General features: G+C 55.6%; 21 protein-coding genes. 10 read left to right on the top strand and 11 right to left on the bottom strand.

Annotated features, from left to right (window positions below; genetic code table 11):
• Positions 1 to 12 precede the first annotated feature (12 nt).
• Positions 13 to 540 carry a hypothetical protein gene (locus SIB58_RS03780; protein ID WP_066908165.1) on the top strand — a complete coding sequence of 176 codons (528 nt, stop codon included), beginning with the start codon at positions 13 to 15 and terminating at the stop codon, positions 538 to 540.
• Here the strand turns inward: SIB58_RS03780 and SIB58_RS03775 are convergent.
• Both SIB58_RS03775 and SIB58_RS03770 read right to left on the bottom strand, forming a co-directional pair.
• Entirely contained in the window at positions 467 to 1,027 is a 561-nt protein-coding gene (locus tag SIB58_RS03775) for a pyridoxamine 5'-phosphate oxidase family protein (protein WP_231857089.1), read from the bottom strand. The genes SIB58_RS03780 and SIB58_RS03775 overlap by 74 nt on opposite strands.
• A gap of 13 nt (positions 1,028 to 1,040) precedes the next feature.
• The gene (locus SIB58_RS03770; RefSeq protein WP_066908448.1) at positions 1,041 to 1,775 is read right to left on the bottom strand and encodes a peroxiredoxin-like family protein; all 735 of its coding nucleotides are present in this window, start codon (positions 1,773 to 1,775) and stop codon (positions 1,041 to 1,043) included.
• Between the two features lie 103 nt (positions 1,776 to 1,878).
• On the opposite strand from SIB58_RS03770, the gene SIB58_RS03765 reads away from it, so the two are divergent.
• Together SIB58_RS03765 and SIB58_RS03760 are read left to right on the top strand one after the other, a co-directional pair.
• Positions 1,879 to 2,214, top strand: a complete 336-nt coding sequence (locus tag SIB58_RS03765) for a hypothetical protein (protein ID WP_156486638.1) — start codon at positions 1,879 to 1,881, stop codon at positions 2,212 to 2,214.
• Positions 2,215 to 2,933: 719 nt separating this feature from the next.
• Positions 2,934 to 3,101 (top strand): hypothetical protein, encoded by a 168-nt coding sequence (locus SIB58_RS03760; RefSeq protein ID WP_197461547.1) that lies wholly within the window; start codon positions 2,934 to 2,936, stop codon positions 3,099 to 3,101.
• 100 nt (positions 3,102 to 3,201) lie between these two features.
• On the opposite strand, the gene SIB58_RS03755 is transcribed toward SIB58_RS03760, so the two are convergent.
• Positions 3,202 to 3,372, bottom strand: coding sequence for a hypothetical protein (locus tag SIB58_RS03755; protein ID WP_156486639.1), 171 nt, complete (start codon positions 3,370 to 3,372; stop codon positions 3,202 to 3,204).
• 243 nt (positions 3,373 to 3,615) lie between these two features.
• Here SIB58_RS03755 and SIB58_RS03750 point away from each other — a divergent pair, with 243 nt between their 5' ends.
• Positions 3,616 to 3,864, top strand: a complete 249-nt coding sequence (locus tag SIB58_RS03750; protein ID WP_066908182.1) for a DUF1651 domain-containing protein — start codon at positions 3,616 to 3,618, stop codon at positions 3,862 to 3,864.
• 32 nt (positions 3,865 to 3,896) lie between these two features.
• On the opposite strand, the gene SIB58_RS03745 is transcribed toward SIB58_RS03750, so the two are convergent.
• The gene (locus SIB58_RS03745; protein WP_066908185.1) at positions 3,897 to 4,166 is read right to left on the bottom strand and encodes a cupin domain-containing protein; all 270 of its coding nucleotides are present in this window, start codon (positions 4,164 to 4,166) and stop codon (positions 3,897 to 3,899) included.
• Positions 4,167 to 4,195: 29 nt separating this feature from the next.
• Between SIB58_RS03745 and SIB58_RS03740 the strand changes: the two genes are divergently transcribed.
• Positions 4,196 to 5,230 carry a bestrophin family ion channel gene (locus tag SIB58_RS03740; RefSeq protein WP_231857090.1) on the top strand — a complete coding sequence of 345 codons (1,035 nt, stop codon included), beginning with the start codon at positions 4,196 to 4,198 and terminating at the stop codon, positions 5,228 to 5,230.
• 29 nt (positions 5,231 to 5,259) lie between these two features.
• Here SIB58_RS03740 and SIB58_RS03735 read toward each other — a convergent pair whose 3' ends face one another.
• Positions 5,260 to 5,610, bottom strand: a complete 351-nt coding sequence (locus tag SIB58_RS03735) for a hypothetical protein (protein ID WP_156486640.1) — start codon at positions 5,608 to 5,610, stop codon at positions 5,260 to 5,262.
• Between the two features lie 113 nt (positions 5,611 to 5,723).
• Between SIB58_RS03735 and SIB58_RS03730 the strand changes: the two genes are divergently transcribed.
• A complete protein-coding gene (locus SIB58_RS03730; RefSeq protein WP_066908191.1) occupies positions 5,724 to 6,137 on the top strand; it encodes a DUF1499 domain-containing protein in 414 nt (137 codons plus the stop codon).
• A 1,050-nt stretch (positions 6,138 to 7,187) separates the two neighbouring features.
• Here the strand turns inward: SIB58_RS03730 and SIB58_RS03725 are convergent.
• From SIB58_RS03725 to SIB58_RS03715, 3 genes are all read right to left on the bottom strand, one after another.
• Positions 7,188 to 7,346 carry a hypothetical protein gene (locus SIB58_RS03725; RefSeq protein ID WP_156486641.1) on the bottom strand — a complete coding sequence of 53 codons (159 nt, stop codon included), beginning with the start codon at positions 7,344 to 7,346 and terminating at the stop codon, positions 7,188 to 7,190.
• Between the two features lie 485 nt (positions 7,347 to 7,831).
• The gene (locus SIB58_RS03720) at positions 7,832 to 8,956 is read right to left on the bottom strand and encodes an NAD(P)-binding protein (protein ID WP_067326318.1); all 1,125 of its coding nucleotides are present in this window, start codon (positions 8,954 to 8,956) and stop codon (positions 7,832 to 7,834) included.
• Positions 8,957 to 9,064: 108 nt separating this feature from the next.
• On the bottom strand, positions 9,065 to 9,241 hold the full coding sequence (locus SIB58_RS03715) for a hypothetical protein (RefSeq protein ID WP_156487697.1): 177 nt from the start codon (positions 9,239 to 9,241) through the stop codon (positions 9,065 to 9,067).
• Between the two features lie 221 nt (positions 9,242 to 9,462).
• Here SIB58_RS03715 and SIB58_RS03710 point away from each other — a divergent pair, with 221 nt between their 5' ends.
• From SIB58_RS03710 to SIB58_RS03700, 3 genes are all read left to right on the top strand, one after another.
• Positions 9,463 to 10,173 carry a response regulator transcription factor gene (locus SIB58_RS03710; protein WP_067326320.1) on the top strand — a complete coding sequence of 237 codons (711 nt, stop codon included), beginning with the start codon at positions 9,463 to 9,465 and terminating at the stop codon, positions 10,171 to 10,173.
• A gap of 756 nt (positions 10,174 to 10,929) precedes the next feature.
• Positions 10,930 to 11,598 (top strand): SDR family oxidoreductase, encoded by a 669-nt coding sequence (locus SIB58_RS03705; protein ID WP_066908214.1) that lies wholly within the window; start codon positions 10,930 to 10,932, stop codon positions 11,596 to 11,598.
• Positions 11,599 to 11,684: 86 nt separating this feature from the next.
• On the top strand, positions 11,685 to 11,912 hold the full coding sequence (locus SIB58_RS03700) for a TIGR02450 family Trp-rich protein (RefSeq protein WP_066908217.1): 228 nt from the start codon (positions 11,685 to 11,687) through the stop codon (positions 11,910 to 11,912).
• Here the strand turns inward: SIB58_RS03700 and SIB58_RS03695 are convergent.
• Both SIB58_RS03695 and SIB58_RS03690 read right to left on the bottom strand, forming a co-directional pair.
• A complete protein-coding gene (locus SIB58_RS03695; protein WP_067326325.1) occupies positions 11,898 to 12,563 on the bottom strand; it encodes a class I SAM-dependent methyltransferase in 666 nt (221 codons plus the stop codon). The two genes, SIB58_RS03700 and SIB58_RS03695, sit on opposite strands and share 15 nt — an antisense overlap.
• Positions 12,564 to 12,666: 103 nt before the next feature.
• Positions 12,667 to 14,202, bottom strand: coding sequence for a phytoene desaturase family protein (locus tag SIB58_RS03690; RefSeq protein ID WP_066908453.1), 1,536 nt, complete (start codon positions 14,200 to 14,202; stop codon positions 12,667 to 12,669).
• A 139-nt stretch (positions 14,203 to 14,341) separates the two neighbouring features.
• On the opposite strand from SIB58_RS03690, the gene SIB58_RS03685 reads away from it, so the two are divergent.
• On the top strand, positions 14,342 to 14,878 hold the full coding sequence (locus SIB58_RS03685) for a rhomboid family intramembrane serine protease (RefSeq protein ID WP_066908456.1): 537 nt from the start codon (positions 14,342 to 14,344) through the stop codon (positions 14,876 to 14,878).
• Here SIB58_RS03685 and SIB58_RS03680 read toward each other — a convergent pair.
• A complete protein-coding gene (locus SIB58_RS03680; RefSeq protein WP_066908459.1) occupies positions 14,863 to 15,111 on the bottom strand; it encodes a hypothetical protein in 249 nt (82 codons plus the stop codon). The genes SIB58_RS03685 and SIB58_RS03680 overlap by 16 nt on opposite strands.
• Between the last annotated feature and the right edge of the window lie 35 nt (positions 15,112 to 15,146).

The raw sequence follows: 15,146 nt of genomic DNA, 5'->3' as shown, positions 1-15,146 counted from the left end.
TGAACCGTGAACATGGATCACAGCGCATTACTAGATCTAGAGAAGCAGGCTCGGCGAGCCGGTTCAGGACTGACCGCCAGCAACCTGGTGGGGTGCTGGCAACTGAACACCATCTGGCCCAAGGGACAAACCAAAGCCAGTGTCCTCAACGGCTGGCTGCTGCGACGCATCGGCGCCTGCCTTGAGATCAGAAATGAATCAGGCGATCGACTTCAACTGCGCAACGCCGTGAACCTGTCAGGTCTCACCCTCCAGTTCACAGGCCCAGGCGAACTGAATGGCCGCCAACCACTGCTGAAATTCCGCTTTGAGCAGGTGGAACTGCTGCTCGGCCGCTTGACGCTGTTAAAGCGTGAATTGCCATCACCGGAAGAAGGTCGGGAGCCGTTTTTTGCCCTGATCAGCCGCCGCCCAGAGGGGTGGTTGGTTGCACGAGGCCGGGGCGGAGGGTTGGCCTTGTGGATCCTCAGGGATTCAGACGCTGCTCGGACCAGCCATCCTGAACTGTCCAGCAACGGCGAAGGTGGGGATGGGGCTTGAGGTCGAGCTGCTCCACACGATCCAGGGCAATGCGCATGATCAGCAGATGAGCGGAGATCGGCTCGTTATCGGTAACCTCTTGAGGCCAGGGTCCTTGCGAATGAAAGGGTTCACCGGGAGACGGCCAGGCCCAGACCATGCGACCGGACGGTGACAGGCGTTGCCAATGATCGAGCAACGTCTCCGGTTCCTGCTCAGCACTGACCAGAACCGCCGTGCCACGCAGTCGAAACTGCTCTCTGGCCTTGCGGAACAGCCAGCAGAGTTCAACCCTAGGCTGACTCAGCAGCTCAGAAGGCTTGTCACTGCGAACGTCGGTGAGCAGCTCCAGTTCTCCTGCAGCACTCCAACCTCGAAACACCAGGGTGCGCACGCGGGGCGTGCCGTCTGAGGCAGCAGTGGCCAGCTGCAGCCAGGTGGCTCCAGGTGATCGTCCCTCACGTTGACGAGCTCCACGCACGACTGCGCGCCAGGGAGGCAGACTCATCACAGTCTCCTGATCAATCGGCATCATTCAGCCAGGGATCGAGAAATGCGAGTGGGCGCTGCATTGTTGCCGAAAATCCAAGGATGCCACGATCGCGGTAGACGTAGAGGAGGGAATCGTCGCTATCCAGCAGGAAGGTACCGCCACGCTGCGTGATGAAGCGATCATCCGGCACGTACGTGCTCCAGTGACGGAGCACCTCATTCATGTTGCGCAGGCGAACCGTGGCCAGCTCGAATGGGCGCTGGAAACCCTCGCCGCCTGCCCGCCGGAACAGAGCGGCAGGAATCGGTGGCAGAACACCTGTCGACACGGTTTCATCAGCAGCAAAGCGTTGAGCCGCTGAACGGTCGCCGGTGTAGCCACGCAACACCTCAGCCAGAGTTCCTGGGGAACCAACGCCGGCACACATCAGTAGAAGCGATGGCCAGGGCCCTCCTGGAGCCTGAAGACCGGGAGATAGGCCAAGAGCCTGATGCAACTGGGAATCAGGCTCCACCTGAAGCAACTCCGGCGGCATTCCCGTAAACGAGCAGAAGCGCTCTGCCCCTGCCTGATCACCAATCGCAATGGCGAGGGGGCGAATCCCTGCCTGTTCGAGCCTGGGCAGCGCAGGGACTAACGCCTGGGCATATTCCATCGAATCAAAGTCACCAAGCTGTGTCAGCAGCAGAATCAGACGCTTGTAGCCCTGATCCTGGACTTGACTCTCTGCAATACGTTCCAACAGTGCTTCTGGTGCTTTCATGAACGGGCTGTCAACAGTGCCTTGTAGGGGTCCGACCTGAACGACAGCATGCTCTGTTTCGACCACAGGTGAGAGATGACTCCCACACTCTGACGAATGAAGCTTGCCGACGAGCCCTGGTCAGTGCAGCGTGGAGACAGCACAGACAAGGCTGACCATGGGACGGGTCCAGAGGTTGGCAGCTCAGCGGCAGGTCACGCCCTACGAGCTGTCGCGCAACATTCTTCAGGAAGCCGGCTACGGGATCACACGCAGGGAGACGAAGACCCCTGCCGGCCATCGGGGTTATGACGTGGTCTTCCCCTGCACGATTGATGGACAGCCACATCAGAAAATGATGCGACGAACGTGGCTGATCGAACTGGCTGAACTGGTTCTAGAAGGATTCAAGCCAGAGGAGATCGCCGTCAACTATTTCAAACGAGAATTTGACTCATAACACGAGATTGACTCGTGACCCTCCCATGAAAATGTTCAGCTTGACCAGCAAGCAAGACGAACCACTGAGTCGCTCATTGAGCCGTATTTTCAAGAATGTCAAATCAAAGAAAGACTGTTCGCAATCCAATCCTTACGAAAACAAATGCTGTAGCGGACTCAGCTCAATATCAGGAACAATCCACTAGAGGGAAGTCCCATTACAGAGCCTCACTGCGAGAGCACGTTTTTCAGAGAACGACATTTTCTCCACATTACTTTCTCGAATCACCTCGTCAACACAGTGATTGAAATAGCGCGCTTGGTTCGCCATTGGAGAGATCTGAATTGCTCCATAGATCACAGCAAAGATCAACAGTACTGGGTAAAGGTGTGCGTTGATCAGTTCCCGCGCCTGTGACATTGATGGATCCATCACTGACTGCGCAGTAGCAACGAACACACCAATGCGTCAAGCAAAGGCATCCTCTTCCACAACCTTAAAGCTGAGGCTGAAGAACGAAAAATTGCATCAGCAACCCAAACACAGTGATCCAATCTCAACCGAGAGGGCAATCAACACGCCGAGCAAAACAGTCAAATCACAAGATCGACCGTCTTACGGCGCATCACTGCCCCGTCAGATCCCCGAGGGCCTTCGAAGCTAAGCCCATTCGCCAATGCGAGCAAATGGGAAACCGGATCTCATCTCCCTTGTCTCAGGACACGAAAGCGGGTTTGATGGCAACGTGTCACCCGGGAGCCCCCGCCGTGATCAGTCAGACCAGGATTTACTGCCACCAGGGACAAGAGTTCCTTCTTGTTGAGGTTCCCTCCCTGGAGGCATCAATGCAGATCAAGGAACTCACCGATCAAGGCTGGGAGATTGAGGCTGAAATCCCCGTCTGAACAGCCGCAAATAGATCAAAGACACTGACCTCAGACAGGCCATTCAGAAGGAAGGGGCTCAAAACCTGATCCAGAGTTTCAGCGATCCACGGGACTGACTTCAATCATCATCATCAAACTTCTGTACCGCCGAATCAATCAATCCCTTGGTGTCGGTGTTCAAAGAAGCCACAACAAAGAACACCAGCGACAGCACCCCCGAGGCAACAATCACAACGACAGTGAGATTGCTCATCTCAAGGTTGCCGTAACGGAATGCGAGATAGATCATCGTTGGCGCAACAGCTCGGACCCGATGGGCTGAAGCCCATTCACTGGCTCATCAATGTACGCGTGAGCCGAAACGAGACGCCCCTGGATGAGAACGGAGCTTGACCAAGCCATGCGTTGACACGCCTGCACCACGCAACTAGAACAGGTGTACCAGCAGAGGATCCATGGCTCCGAGCTCCCCCTACGCAACGTTCAAAGCTGAGGAGTGGATGCGTGCGTCCCTGATCACCCCACGGAAACGATGCCAAGCAATGGTTGGATCCAGGACCCCAGCACCCAGGACACGAAACGCTTCCATGCCGACGAAAAAAGTTGGGAACGCGATCCGAGGGTGTTCGTGGATTCAGGGCGACCTTTTCCAGACCAAGCACCATTGCTGAGCACACGCGTTCATCTGAGCCAGGACACTGCTGAACGGCTCTGGAGTGAACTCCTGCGCGTCGGTTGGATTCCATGCAGGCCTCAGTGGGCCGCTGACGCTGAATTCTGAGCGCTGAACTTTCGCGCAACCCAGCGTTTTGCTCAGCCGAATTGGTAATGCTTGCGAACGGGTTGATGAACCTGCCAGGTGCATGACAGCCCTGCTGGAAATTCAACAAGGTCGCCAGCACCGAATCGAACCGACTCTCCGTCTTCGGGTGTCACCGTGACATCACCCTCAAGCAGCAGACAGGTTTCCCGCTGGTCGTAATGCCAGGGGAAAGAGCTGATTTCACAGGCCCAGACCGGCCAGTCGCGAACACCCAGGGCCAGGATCACACTCTCCGGGCAGTTGGAGGTCACACAGATCATCGCGGGGTCGGTCGCGGCATCAGGAAACCATGATTACTCGGCGCCGGCCCCACGCTTCGAGCCTGGGCAATGGAATGCGTGATTGGCCAGCGATGATCGCAACTGTGATCGAGTCACTGCAACAACAGCCCATGAGCGACTCTGGCGACTACGGCTATCCACCAAGCACCCGAAAACAGGACTACGCACTCGTTTTGCTGCAGCTGCTCTGGCGCATGCGCTTCGACCTGCTGGTGCTGCTGTTGATCACTGTTCTCGTCCATCAGGACTGGATCCCCCGCAACTGGACCGCCAATGAAAGCGTGGTGCGGATCATGGGCATCGCCGCATCGATTTTTCTGGGCTTTCGCAACACCCAGGCAATCGGACGCTGGTGGGAAGCCAGGAAACTCTGGGGAAGCGTTGTGAACGTGAGCCGAAACTGGGCAGACTCACTGCGGGCCCATCTCGACAGCAGCAGGCCGCCCGGACGCCAGGAACGCAAGTTGCTGCGTCTGCAGGTTGCCATCGTCTGGCAGCTGAACTTTCAGTTGCGCAACTTCTGGCAGCGAAACCTGAGGGAGCTGCAGGATCAATTGCTTCAGGATCTGAAGTTGCCCAGTACCACCAACCTGCGCCAGCTGGGACAGCTCAGGGGGGTATGGATCGGGGATCTGCATCGCCAAGGATTGACCGATGGATTCGGACGTCTGCAGCTGATGCAAGTAGGCAACGCCTGCACCGATGCCATTGGTGGCCTAGAGCGAATCCGCAACACACCACTCCCAGCGTCTTACGCGGTTTTCGTCAGGCTTCTGAACTGGTTATTCGTTCTGTTGCTGCTGTTGTATTTCCACGACCTGGGTCCCGACTCACAAAGTCGTTTTGGAAGTGTGGTGATCGTGGTGATGTTCCTGATGGCGGAACGGATCGGTGCCTATGTTGAGGGTCCGTTTGACGCAGATTGCAGCAGCTTTTCCCTGCCCCTGGACAGCATCTGCCTCACGATCAGCCACGACCTGCTCGATCATGCGACCGATCACGTGCAACACCTCAAATCGGATGATCCCGTGCGCTGGACCTGATCAGAAAAGTGCAGGGATGAAGACCGCAGTTATTGTGCGCCCAGGTATTGATTGCTGAATTCCCAGGCCACGGAACATCGATACTGATAATTCAGGCCAGCGATGCCAATCCTTTTGCAGGACGCATCTGTGATTGCCGCCCCTTCCGGAACTTTTGACAGCAACTTGTTCAGGGTCACCTCTCTGTTTCTTCCGCTGCCAGAGATGGATAAATCATTTGCAATCGCGCCAAACCCAAAAGCAAACATTATGAAACTCAGCAGAATTGCACTCAGGATTCTCATGACCAACAGGACTGCTTTCCAAGCAATAGCCACACAGAGAAACAGTGACCCGATACTTGACACATTCTGATCAGGAAAGGATTGCGCATGAGACAAGCCGACGACTGAACGTTTCTGCTCCTGTCTTGATCACTGCCCATGACTTCGATCAGGGAATGTTCGTCACTCAGGGCTCATAAGATGAATGAAAGCCTTGGCTATTGATCAGCATGCCTTCCATTGTGGTTCAGATCACCATCCCGTTCGTTCTGGCCCTGTTCCATTTTGTTGGGCCCATGCCCTCCGACTTGGGTGTCAACGGCGGACACCTGAGTGCCTGCCCAGGTCCTGAGCACTGCGCAAGCAGCCAATGGCAGGTTGCTGATTCCTCTGCTGCCCTGAAACAGCTCTCTGAACGGATCCAAGGCACTCCTCGCACAGAGATCATTGAACAGAGTTCCAATTACCTGCATGCCACCTACAGCAGCAGGATCTTTGGTTTCGTCGATGACGTTGAACTTCATGCCAACGATGCGGTCACTCTGGAGGCACGCTCCATCTCCCGCCTCGGAGAGTCCGACCTCGGCGTGAATGCACAACGCCTGGAGAGCCTCGGCGAGGCGCTGGAAATCCCTGAAGCCTGAATAGGCCAAGACAAACCTCTTCAACCAACACTGTTGTTACGGCTGGATGCCTTGTGAGTCGCACAGGTGTTGACTGAACCGAAACGTCTACACAGATCCGATTCACATTCGCTTTCAGCCCTCACGAGGCGATAGCAGACGTGAATATGAACTACTCGACAAAACCGCCACCCCGCCTTGAATCCCTCCAGCATTCGCAGATTCATCTTCACTCTGATCACCGGATATCTGGCGATTTTTGGAGTCCAGAAAATTCCTTACGAGCTTGATAATCAGTGGCTTGTTCTGATACCAGTCCTGATCGTTGTTTACATCATCACCATCTGGCTAGATGGGATATTTTTCAAAGATTCTGCTGTGGAAGCGACAACTGAATCGAGAACAAAGAAAGTTCAAAAGCAATCATCGAATAAGGGTTTTGGCCAATAAACAGCGATTCGGTGTCCATGCATACGACCAGATTCCGGCGATGAAGAGAAGCTTTGACTGCGTCCAAGCCGTGGGAAGCACGACGAGAAGTTCAGGGGCAGGGCTGGCACTCTGCCCCTTTTTCATGGGCGGCAGGCATAAACATTCAGAACCCGGCCTTCATCAGTATTCCGAGTTCCAACCCGATGACAATGGGCCTCGGCAGGTGGAATTCTTGAACCCACGTGAATGGTGGAATCGGTCTTCACTCCGCTCGCCAAGACAAAAAAACCAGTTGCCAGGCAAAGCAGAACCGCGATCCACCTTTGCATTACCTTGAATCAACGAACTTGATTCTGCCCACTGGCAGAGCATCCGGTGGAATCTCGAGGAGATCGAACACCATTGAGAGTGCACTGAAAAAGCCCCCGGTATCGCCTCCAAGGGCTGATTCAGCACCCTGCACCCATCACCATGACGCATCAACACAAGGCTTACATCTTCTGAAATGGGGATCTTGCCCAAAGATGACCAGAAGCTTTTCTGAAGCCACTGGAGGAAATGCCAAATAGCGCATCCGCGCAAACGTACCAGCCATCAAGCGGCAATCGAAGCGTTGGGAGACGTCAACGAAAGGGAGCGTCAGAACTGTTCGCCAGCGGAGTGAATGCTCACTGCAGCACGATGGTGGCCTGCAAACTCAGACAGCCGCGGCTGCAAGGAGACCACCTCAGCATGCGCTGCCGGCATTGGTGCCCATGTGGCAGGAGCAGCTCGAAGGGTGTCCGGATGACGGCTCATGATCAATAGAGCGTCACGATTCTCTAACGCTTCAGTATTCAGGATTGAGACATTGGGTGATTCCTCAAAGTGAATCAAGCAATCGCAAAAGTGTGATCTGAATGGTGACGAGACCAAACCAGATCGACTGTGATTGTCAACTAAGACACTTGTCAGAAGCCCGGTGCTGACTTGACAAGACAATCCGAAATTGGTTTGAGCTCAACGGCAGAGATAAACAGAACGATGCGGCCCGGGCAACGGCTTGGTCTGATTGACCATCTGGGTCAAACGACGGCGCAGAGCCACACAGTCTTGGCACTGGCATGGCTCATCATCGTGAACACTGGCATGAACCCGGACAGGCTGAAATCGGCTGCGCATGGGAAACGACCTTTTCTCTGTTGTGACGCGCTCTGCGGAATCCGGCCAGTAGTTATCACAATCCTGTGATTGTTGTGCATGAACCGACGACGGATACGGCCTCTTCCAAGGAGAGTTGAAGTTCAGGACGCGATCAACTCGGCCAGATCGAGACCGCTCTGGAGAGCCCCCTCCGCCATGCCGAAACCAGATCCCGCAATCCAGTCGCCACAGAAACCCACACGGGCTTGCCTGCACCACTGCAGTGCTTTTGGCATTCCCTCGTCCAAGGGTTGAGCAGCTCCCCAGCGCATCACGCCAAGTGAACGAGCACTGGAGACCCTCCTCTGCAGTGATGGCCAGGGCCTTAGAAGCTCTGGTAGGAGGCTCAGCAAACGCTGTTCCTGAACATTCATCAACTCTGGCTGTGTTTCAGGTGTGATCAACGCACCATCATCAAGACCATGTATCACCAGGCCAAGACGCCCCTGCGGCTGTCGTTGAAGCACAATGCGTTCCACTGCGAATTGCTGCTGAGCGCGTGGGGTTAGCCAGATCTGCCGAGGCAATGGATCGGAAGCCATCCCCGCAAACTCCACCATCAGATTCCAACGGACGCTTGCGTTAAGACCGGCAATCCAGGCGAGTGCTTGATCAAGCACAGGATCGTGCCCCTCAGGGACAGCCTCACGCAAGGGCACATTTCTCCAGCCCAGCATCGCCAACGAACGAGGATGGGCGAGGAGTGTTCCGCTCAGCACGAGTCCCGAGGCCCTAATTCCACCTGGAAACACCCAGCGCTCATCAACTCTGGAGAGCGTCTGAATCCGCTCTCCAAAACAGGCATCAACGGAATTTGTGCCATCGGACAGCAACGTCTCCACCACAGTTGCCATCGTTGGAATGCCTCGCCAACGCGGCCCCCGCAACAGAGGGTGATCAGGAGGCTCAACCACGGCACCATGGTGGTTCAGGCCAACGACCGGATCGTGATCAACGCGAACGACACCACGTTGCTCAAGCGATGTCATCAACTCCCGCAACGGCCCAGAAGGTTCGGACTGAAAACTCAGGGTCGGAGTTCCATGATCCAGGCGCCAGAGAGGGTCATCGCGCCGTCGCCTGGTCGCTGAGCGTCCACCAGGTCCTCGGCCCGCTTCCAAAATCTGGATGGTCCCGCTCCAACCCTTGTTTCTCAGAGCTGCCGCGAACGGGCAACCGGACAACCCAGCACCGATCACAACAAGATCGACATCCCTGCCAGGCATGGAAACTGATGAAGAAGCCTTGATTCTGTACGAAATAAAAGAAGACGGGTGGCGGCCCGTCTTGACTCCCCCTAAGCGCTTACCGGAGCAGAACTCCGTGCACACTCCTTATCGCGTAGATAGGGCACTGACGCCGTAGGAATCGATACTCAAATCATTGAACACAAAACATCCCTTCAAAGCCACAAAAGAAGCGCGGTGCAGGCGCCTAAGATCGCGAAAGCAAACTGCAACTGCGACCAGGACCAGCAGCACCAGTGCTGCCATCAGTTGAACGGCAATCATCAGCAATCAAAGGAGAAAAACACTCTCACATCATCCGTCACTGCAGTGATGGATTGAAGATGCGGAAATGCAATGCCGATAGAAACAGGCTAATTAACAGATTCAGCGGAAGAGATCAACCTCTTCAAAGAGCACGCGATCAGAACGGATGAACTTCCATATCCATCCCGACACGAGCAAATAAAGGATTGATACGTTGAGTAAAGCGCGCTCAAGTCTCAGTGAAAATACTTCTCAATGAGAGCTTCGACGAATGGCAGAAGATGATCAACCAATCAGACTGGGGGCACAAAATTTTAATCTGCTGCGGTCATAAACCAACCGCTATTTCAGTGGCAACGCTGTTTGCCATTGACCCGGAAGCCAAGACGGATCACTTGATCGGTGTCTGCACCTCTCAGAGCGAGTGCATTGAGCTCATTGAAGAGTCTCACGAGCCATTGCTGATCTTCATCAGCGGGCGACTTGATGATGGTTCAGGAATCAGCCTGATCAACGCCATTCATCATCAGGTCCTGAGCGCATCAGGGGAAAAGCACATCACCGTGCTGACAATGAATACGGTCAATCCATCATCACTGAAGGAAGCACTGGATTCAAGGGCAAACATCATCCTGACGCAGCGCGGATTTGAAACATTTACGATTCACCACGTCCTTCATTCAGTCAAGGAGAAAATTAATTACGTTGACCCCTTGATTCACCACATTCTTGATCCCAGCCAACTGAGAAAGAGTGATCTTTTATCCAAGCGCGAGCTTAACGTTCTCGAATTAGTTTGCGACGGCATGACCAATCATGAAATCGGCAAGGAATTACATATAGCAGATGTCACCGCACGACAGCATGTCCAGGCAGTGATCAGAAAACTCCACGCAAAGAACAGAACGGATAGCGCCGTCAAGGCCATCAGAGAAGAATTAGTCGAATAACCGAAGATCGATTTCACAAAACAGCCTCAGACCATAAATCATTCAAGGAAATTGCCGCCACACCGAACCCTGACAACAAGCATTAAATCGTCTGATTTTAGCAAAGAAATTAAAATGCAAAAACTGAAACTTTGGCAAATTGCTTTACATCTACATCTCTTACACCTCAAAAAAACATCAATCAACGCCAGAATCGTTAAGCATGCGAAGAGCTGATTCCAACAAGACTGATCACGACGAACCAGACTCAAGATTGAGAGCCGACCTCATTCGGCGCTCTTCGCTCGCCAGAAAATCGGACCACATGCCAAAAAGGAAACTAAGGGTCGACAATGCACGAACCTGCTCCTGAGAACCTGGCCTGGTGTATTTGAAGTCCATGAACATCTGATCAGCAACAGACTGCTGCTCTTTACAGCGCGAATCGATCGACATCAATCAGCCCCTTGCCGGAACGGAAGGCAGGTCAGTCGGTTGTGCCAGCTCATCAACGACACCTGCAGCGATCACGGGAGCAAAAGCGATGAGCGCGTCGATGAAAGTAAAGCAGCCAATCATCAACGCGATCATCAATTTATGTAAACAATCCTACTCTATTCGTAAAGCTATGCATCGAGGTGGTTTTGCTCTGATGCCTCCCTGGCGGTGGAGGGCAATCGGAGCCACGTCTGCTGTCACCCCAAAACAGCTCACGGATTACAGGCGGGGCCTGGTGATGGGCTTTATGGCTAAGTTTCGTGCTCGCATCCATTGAATATGACGCGCACGATTGCCATAAGCGGTGCCTCAGGCAAAACAGGCTTCCGTGTAGCTGAAGAAGTGCTGGCTGCAGGAGATCAGGCCAGGCTGCTGCTGCGGCCTGAATCCCAGATCCCCGCATCACTAGAAGGCTGTGAGCAGCACCGACTCAGCCTGACGGATACGAACGCCTTGGACAACTCTCTGCGCGGGGTGGACGCTCTGGTGATCGCGACAGGAGCACGTCCATCTGTTGACTTGACTGGGCCGATGAAAGTTGATGCCTGGGGCGTCGAACGCCAGATCGAGAGCTGCAAGCGTGTTGGTGTCAACCGTGTGGTCCTGGTGAGTTCCCTGTGCGCAGGGCGCTGGAAACACCCTCTCAACCTGTTTGGATTGATCCTGGTTTGGAAGCGTGTGGGTGAGCGCAATCTGGAGAACAGCGGGCTCGACTGGACAGTGATCAGACCTGGAGGGCTGAACGAGCGCGAAGACGACCTGGAAGGGGAGGGCGTGCTGTGGACTGGAGCTGACCAGCAGGAGAGCGATTCAATTCCTCGCCGTCTGGTTGCACGTTGCTGCCTCGAAGCCTTGAACACCTCCGATTCGATCGGCAAAATCCTCGAGGTCACCAGCTCAAAGCAACAGCCCGTGGTGAGCTTGCAGGAAGCAATCGCCAGCTGCTGAGCCGTCCAGTTCAACTCAACCTCTACATCACCAAGCTTGCTCAGAGCGAGGCATGATCATGTCCACCAGCGTCGTCCTGCAGATCTGTGCCCTGGAAACCGGCCGAAGCCTGGACCAGCCTTACCCCTAGAGCAGGACGACGTCACTTCCGCGTGGTTCTGCAAGGTGGGCGTGGTGCTGAACGCTGGGTGGAACTGGCTTCACTGCTGGATCCGCAGGTGCGACTCAGGGAGAGCTGGAACCAGCTTCAGGACAAGACGCAATGGCAAAGCGGCTGGCAGCCCATTGCCTGCGAAGACTCAGACGTGATCTGAAACCAAGGGTTTGGTGGCAATCACGGCGAAAAAGGGATCACCCTTGGCACCGACCCAACCGAGAGGGCCCGTTTGCTGCGTCTGTTCAGCAACCAGTTCAGGCTTGGGCCACCCCTGGGCCATCAACACCTCCGCCACGTAGCGAAGGTGATCACCATCACCGCCATCGGTCCAGATCTGAGGTGCCTTCGTGAAAAACATGCGATTACTGAAAGCACAGATGACCTGCCCCCTGGGTCGGGTGATGCGCAGCAGTTCAGCAGCCACGGCTTCGGGCTGCTGCAGATACTGCCAGCCGGCCACGATCAACGTGCAATCGATACTGGCGTCGTCAAGGGGCAATGTCTGATCGCGATTGAGGTTTTGCACCCAGTGACGATCGAGTCGCGGATTGGCCTGTAACTCCTGAGCATTCAGCCCATGACCGATCACCTGCTCGTAGCGCTGTTGCTCGGGCAGGTGACTCACCCAGCTGCTCATCAGATCCAGCACTACTGCACAACTGGGAATGCGCTCGCTGTAGAGCTGCGTCAAGCGCAAGCGGAACGCTGCATCGAGATGCTGAACAAAACGGGGGTCGCTGTAGAACAGCGCATCATCACTGTCATCGAGCTTGAAGCGCTCGTTGTCGTTCAAAACCTGCACGACCACGGGTAAGTCCTACTCTCCAACACCGCCGGAACCTAGAGAAGCCAGCGACGAAGCGCGTCCGCAGAGGCTCACCAAGACGCAGCTGCTGCAGGTTTGATGTTGGTCAGAGAGACAGGCTCTCCAGAAGTTGCTTCTGAGACCGCTGTCCAGTGATCGCATGGGCGGCCATTGCCCCACTGGCGGCGACAGGAGGAATCCCGATACCGGGGAAGGTGCTGGCACCGCACTGAAGAAAACCTTGCAGGGGTGTCTGCACACCAGGGAACAACCCCTTTGCAGCCGACAGCGCTGGTCCATAACTGCCTTGATGCACCGACAGGAAATGGCGATGGGTCAGGGGCGTGCCCTCCATCACGATTCGGCAGCGACGGCGCAGATCGGGGATGCGCTGCTCAAGAACCTGCCAAAACACCGCACAACGCTGCTCACGCTGCTCGTCATAAGCAGCCGTGGATCGTTCCAAACCACTCCAGTGAGACCAAGGTTCATTGGCCGGCGTGTAGGCATGCAGAACGTGCTGACCGGGAGGCGCCATCGATGGATCCAACGCCGACGGAATCGACACCACCACGGCGTTGCGTTCGGCATCAATTCCCCTTTCCCAGTCTCCAACCCACACCGTGTGAATGGGCAGATCCTCAAGGCCGCTGGCATCAAAGCCCAGATGCAGATGGAGAAAGGAGGCGCAGGCTGGAGTCTCGAGACGTTGGCGGCGCCATGAGGGTGATGTCTTTTCAGGCAACAGCTTTGCCGTACTCCAGGCATCAGCGTTACTGACCACATGATCTGCTGCGAACTGTTCACCGTTGACCAGCTCGACGCCGACGGCCCGATCACCATCCAGTAAAACCCGCTTCACGCGGGCTCCAAGGCGCAGGCTGCCGCCATGTTTCTCAAGTCCGCGCAGCAGAGCCTGCACAACGGAAGCACTCCCGCCCTTGGGAAAATCGAGGCAGGCCTCCGGTTCAAACCATTCACCGAACAGTGTTGCCATGGCAGCGGCATTGGTGTCGGCCATGGGCATGCCACTGATCAGAAAGCAGAGCAGATCAACCCAATGGCGCAAAAAGGGATCTTGAAGGTGGCGATCCACCAGTGGGCCGAAGGCACCGCTGAGATGGCGCAGAGCCGGCAGGTGGGGAAGCAAACGACCACTGCGCCGCAGCAGAGGGCCAAGACCATCGAGCCCACCCGGAGGCAGTGCCAGCAGCGGCAGGGCGTCCGCCGCTGCAGCGATCGGCTGCAACACCTCAGCGAATCGACGCCACTCCTCGACCGCTGCCGTTCCGCGCAGATCAGCGACAACCTGTTCGAAGCCGTCAGCGCCCACCCCGATGCGCAGATGCCCTTCCGGGAACAGCACATCCCAGTCCCGATAGGGAATCACATCCAGAGGTTCGTCCAAGGCCCTGAGAATCTGGGCCAACGGGTTGCTGCTAGGCCAGCGGCCAAGTCCACTCCAGAGAGAAGGTCCCGATTCGAACTGATATCCCTGCCGCTCGAAACCGTGAGCAGCACCACCGGGATGGCCATGGGCCTCGAGAACCATGACCTCATGGCCGGCCCTAGCACACAACGCAGCGCAGCAGAGACCACCGATACCGCTGCCGATCACGATCACCTCACACTTGGTGGTCATGGTGTGATCCGCTCGCTGACTGGTCAGTTCATAGCGGGTCGGAGCTGAATTCCGACACATGATCACCGGCTGTTATCAACACGACCAACCGGGATCAGCCAAAAACTGCTTCAGTGATCCCAGAGAACCTGTTGAAGCATTGATCGCTCTGCCTCTGATTCTGCTCGGCTTGGCCTGGCTGCAGGAACTGGTGGATCAATTGATTTTCGGCGGTCGCTGGAACCTGGCAATGGGACCTGGAACACCCTGGTGGTCCTTGTTCACCGCACCATTCAGCCACCAGGGCTTCGGCCATCTCATCGCCAACAGCCTGGTGTTCCTTCCGCTCAGCTATCTGGTGCTGGCACGGAGCCAGAGGGCCTATCTGAGCGTGTGGATCGCCGTGATCGTGATGGAGATTCCGATCTGGTTGTTCTGGCCGGTCGGCGCTCACGGACTATCGGGTGTGGTGTATGGACTACTGGGCTATCTGGTGCTGATCGGTTTTCTGGAAAGGCGACCACTGCCCATTGTGCTGAGCATCATTGCCCTGCTGCTCTACGGAAGCGCGTTACCAGGATTGCTGCCCTGGGCATCTCCCGCAGGCGTGAGCTGGATCGGACATGCGTCCGGCTTTGTGGGCGGATTGCTTGCAGCGCTTTCTGTGCATCGAGCGCCTGCTCAACTGGATGACTGATCTGCATCTGCGCCGTCTTCTGCAGACTGGATTTTGAACAGGAAGCGACTGGAAAGACGGACCGCGAGAACGGAGGCAGCAGCTCCATAACCGATGAAGGTGGCGGCCTGACCGAAACTCCCTTCTTGATAAAGATCTGAGTTGAGAAGCAACCAGTCAACAAGAGAAGACGCCGTGCCCCAGATCACAACCCAAACCGATACGTAAATCACTCCCCGGGAGGTGTTGTTCAAAACGAGAGCATGCACTGAGCCAACGCTAAGCGAAC

This window comes from Synechococcus sp. MIT S9504 (assembly GCF_047497135.1).
Classification (GTDB): domain Bacteria; phylum Cyanobacteriota; class Cyanobacteriia; order PCC-6307; family Cyanobiaceae; genus Synechococcus_C.
The sequence above is the reverse complement of the archived record's forward strand: the minus strand, read 5'-3'. Positions and strand labels throughout refer to the sequence as shown.

Bases quoted from the DNA above. Each gene is read 5' to 3' on its own strand.
- SIB58_RS03760 (WP_197461547.1), top strand. From the start codon at position 2,934: ATGGCAACGTGTCACCCGGGAGCCCCCGCCGTGATCAGTCAGACCAGG.
- SIB58_RS03780 (WP_066908165.1), top strand. From the start codon at position 13: ATGGATCACAGCGCATTACTAGATCTAGAGAAGCAGGCTCGGCGAGCC.
- SIB58_RS03755 (WP_156486639.1), bottom strand. From the start codon at position 3,372: ATGATCTATCTCGCATTCCGTTACGGCAACCTTGAGATGAGCAATCTC.
- SIB58_RS03745 (WP_066908185.1), bottom strand. From the start codon at position 4,166: ATGATCTGTGTGACCTCCAACTGCCCGGAGAGTGTGATCCTGGCCCTG.
- SIB58_RS03720 (WP_067326318.1), bottom strand. From the start codon at position 8,956: ATGCCTGGCAGGGATGTCGATCTTGTTGTGATCGGTGCTGGGTTGTCC.
- SIB58_RS03750 (WP_066908182.1), top strand. From the start codon at position 3,616: ATGCCAAGCAATGGTTGGATCCAGGACCCCAGCACCCAGGACACGAAA.
- SIB58_RS03705 (WP_066908214.1), top strand. From the start codon at position 10,930: ATGACGCGCACGATTGCCATAAGCGGTGCCTCAGGCAAAACAGGCTTC.
- SIB58_RS03730 (WP_066908191.1), top strand. From the start codon at position 5,724: ATGCCTTCCATTGTGGTTCAGATCACCATCCCGTTCGTTCTGGCCCTG.
- SIB58_RS03725 (WP_156486641.1), bottom strand. From the start codon at position 7,346: ATGAGCCGTCATCCGGACACCCTTCGAGCTGCTCCTGCCACATGGGCA.
- SIB58_RS03775 (WP_231857089.1), bottom strand. From the start codon at position 1,027: ATGAGTCTGCCTCCCTGGCGCGCAGTCGTGCGTGGAGCTCGTCAACGT.
- SIB58_RS03740 (WP_231857090.1), top strand. From the start codon at position 4,196: ATGATTACTCGGCGCCGGCCCCACGCTTCGAGCCTGGGCAATGGAATG.
- SIB58_RS03715 (WP_156487697.1), bottom strand. From the start codon at position 9,241: ATGATTGCCGTTCAACTGATGGCAGCACTGGTGCTGCTGGTCCTGGTC.
- SIB58_RS03770 (WP_066908448.1), bottom strand. From the start codon at position 1,775: ATGAAAGCACCAGAAGCACTGTTGGAACGTATTGCAGAGAGTCAAGTC.
- SIB58_RS03690 (WP_066908453.1), bottom strand. From the start codon at position 14,202: ATGACCACCAAGTGTGAGGTGATCGTGATCGGCAGCGGTATCGGTGGT.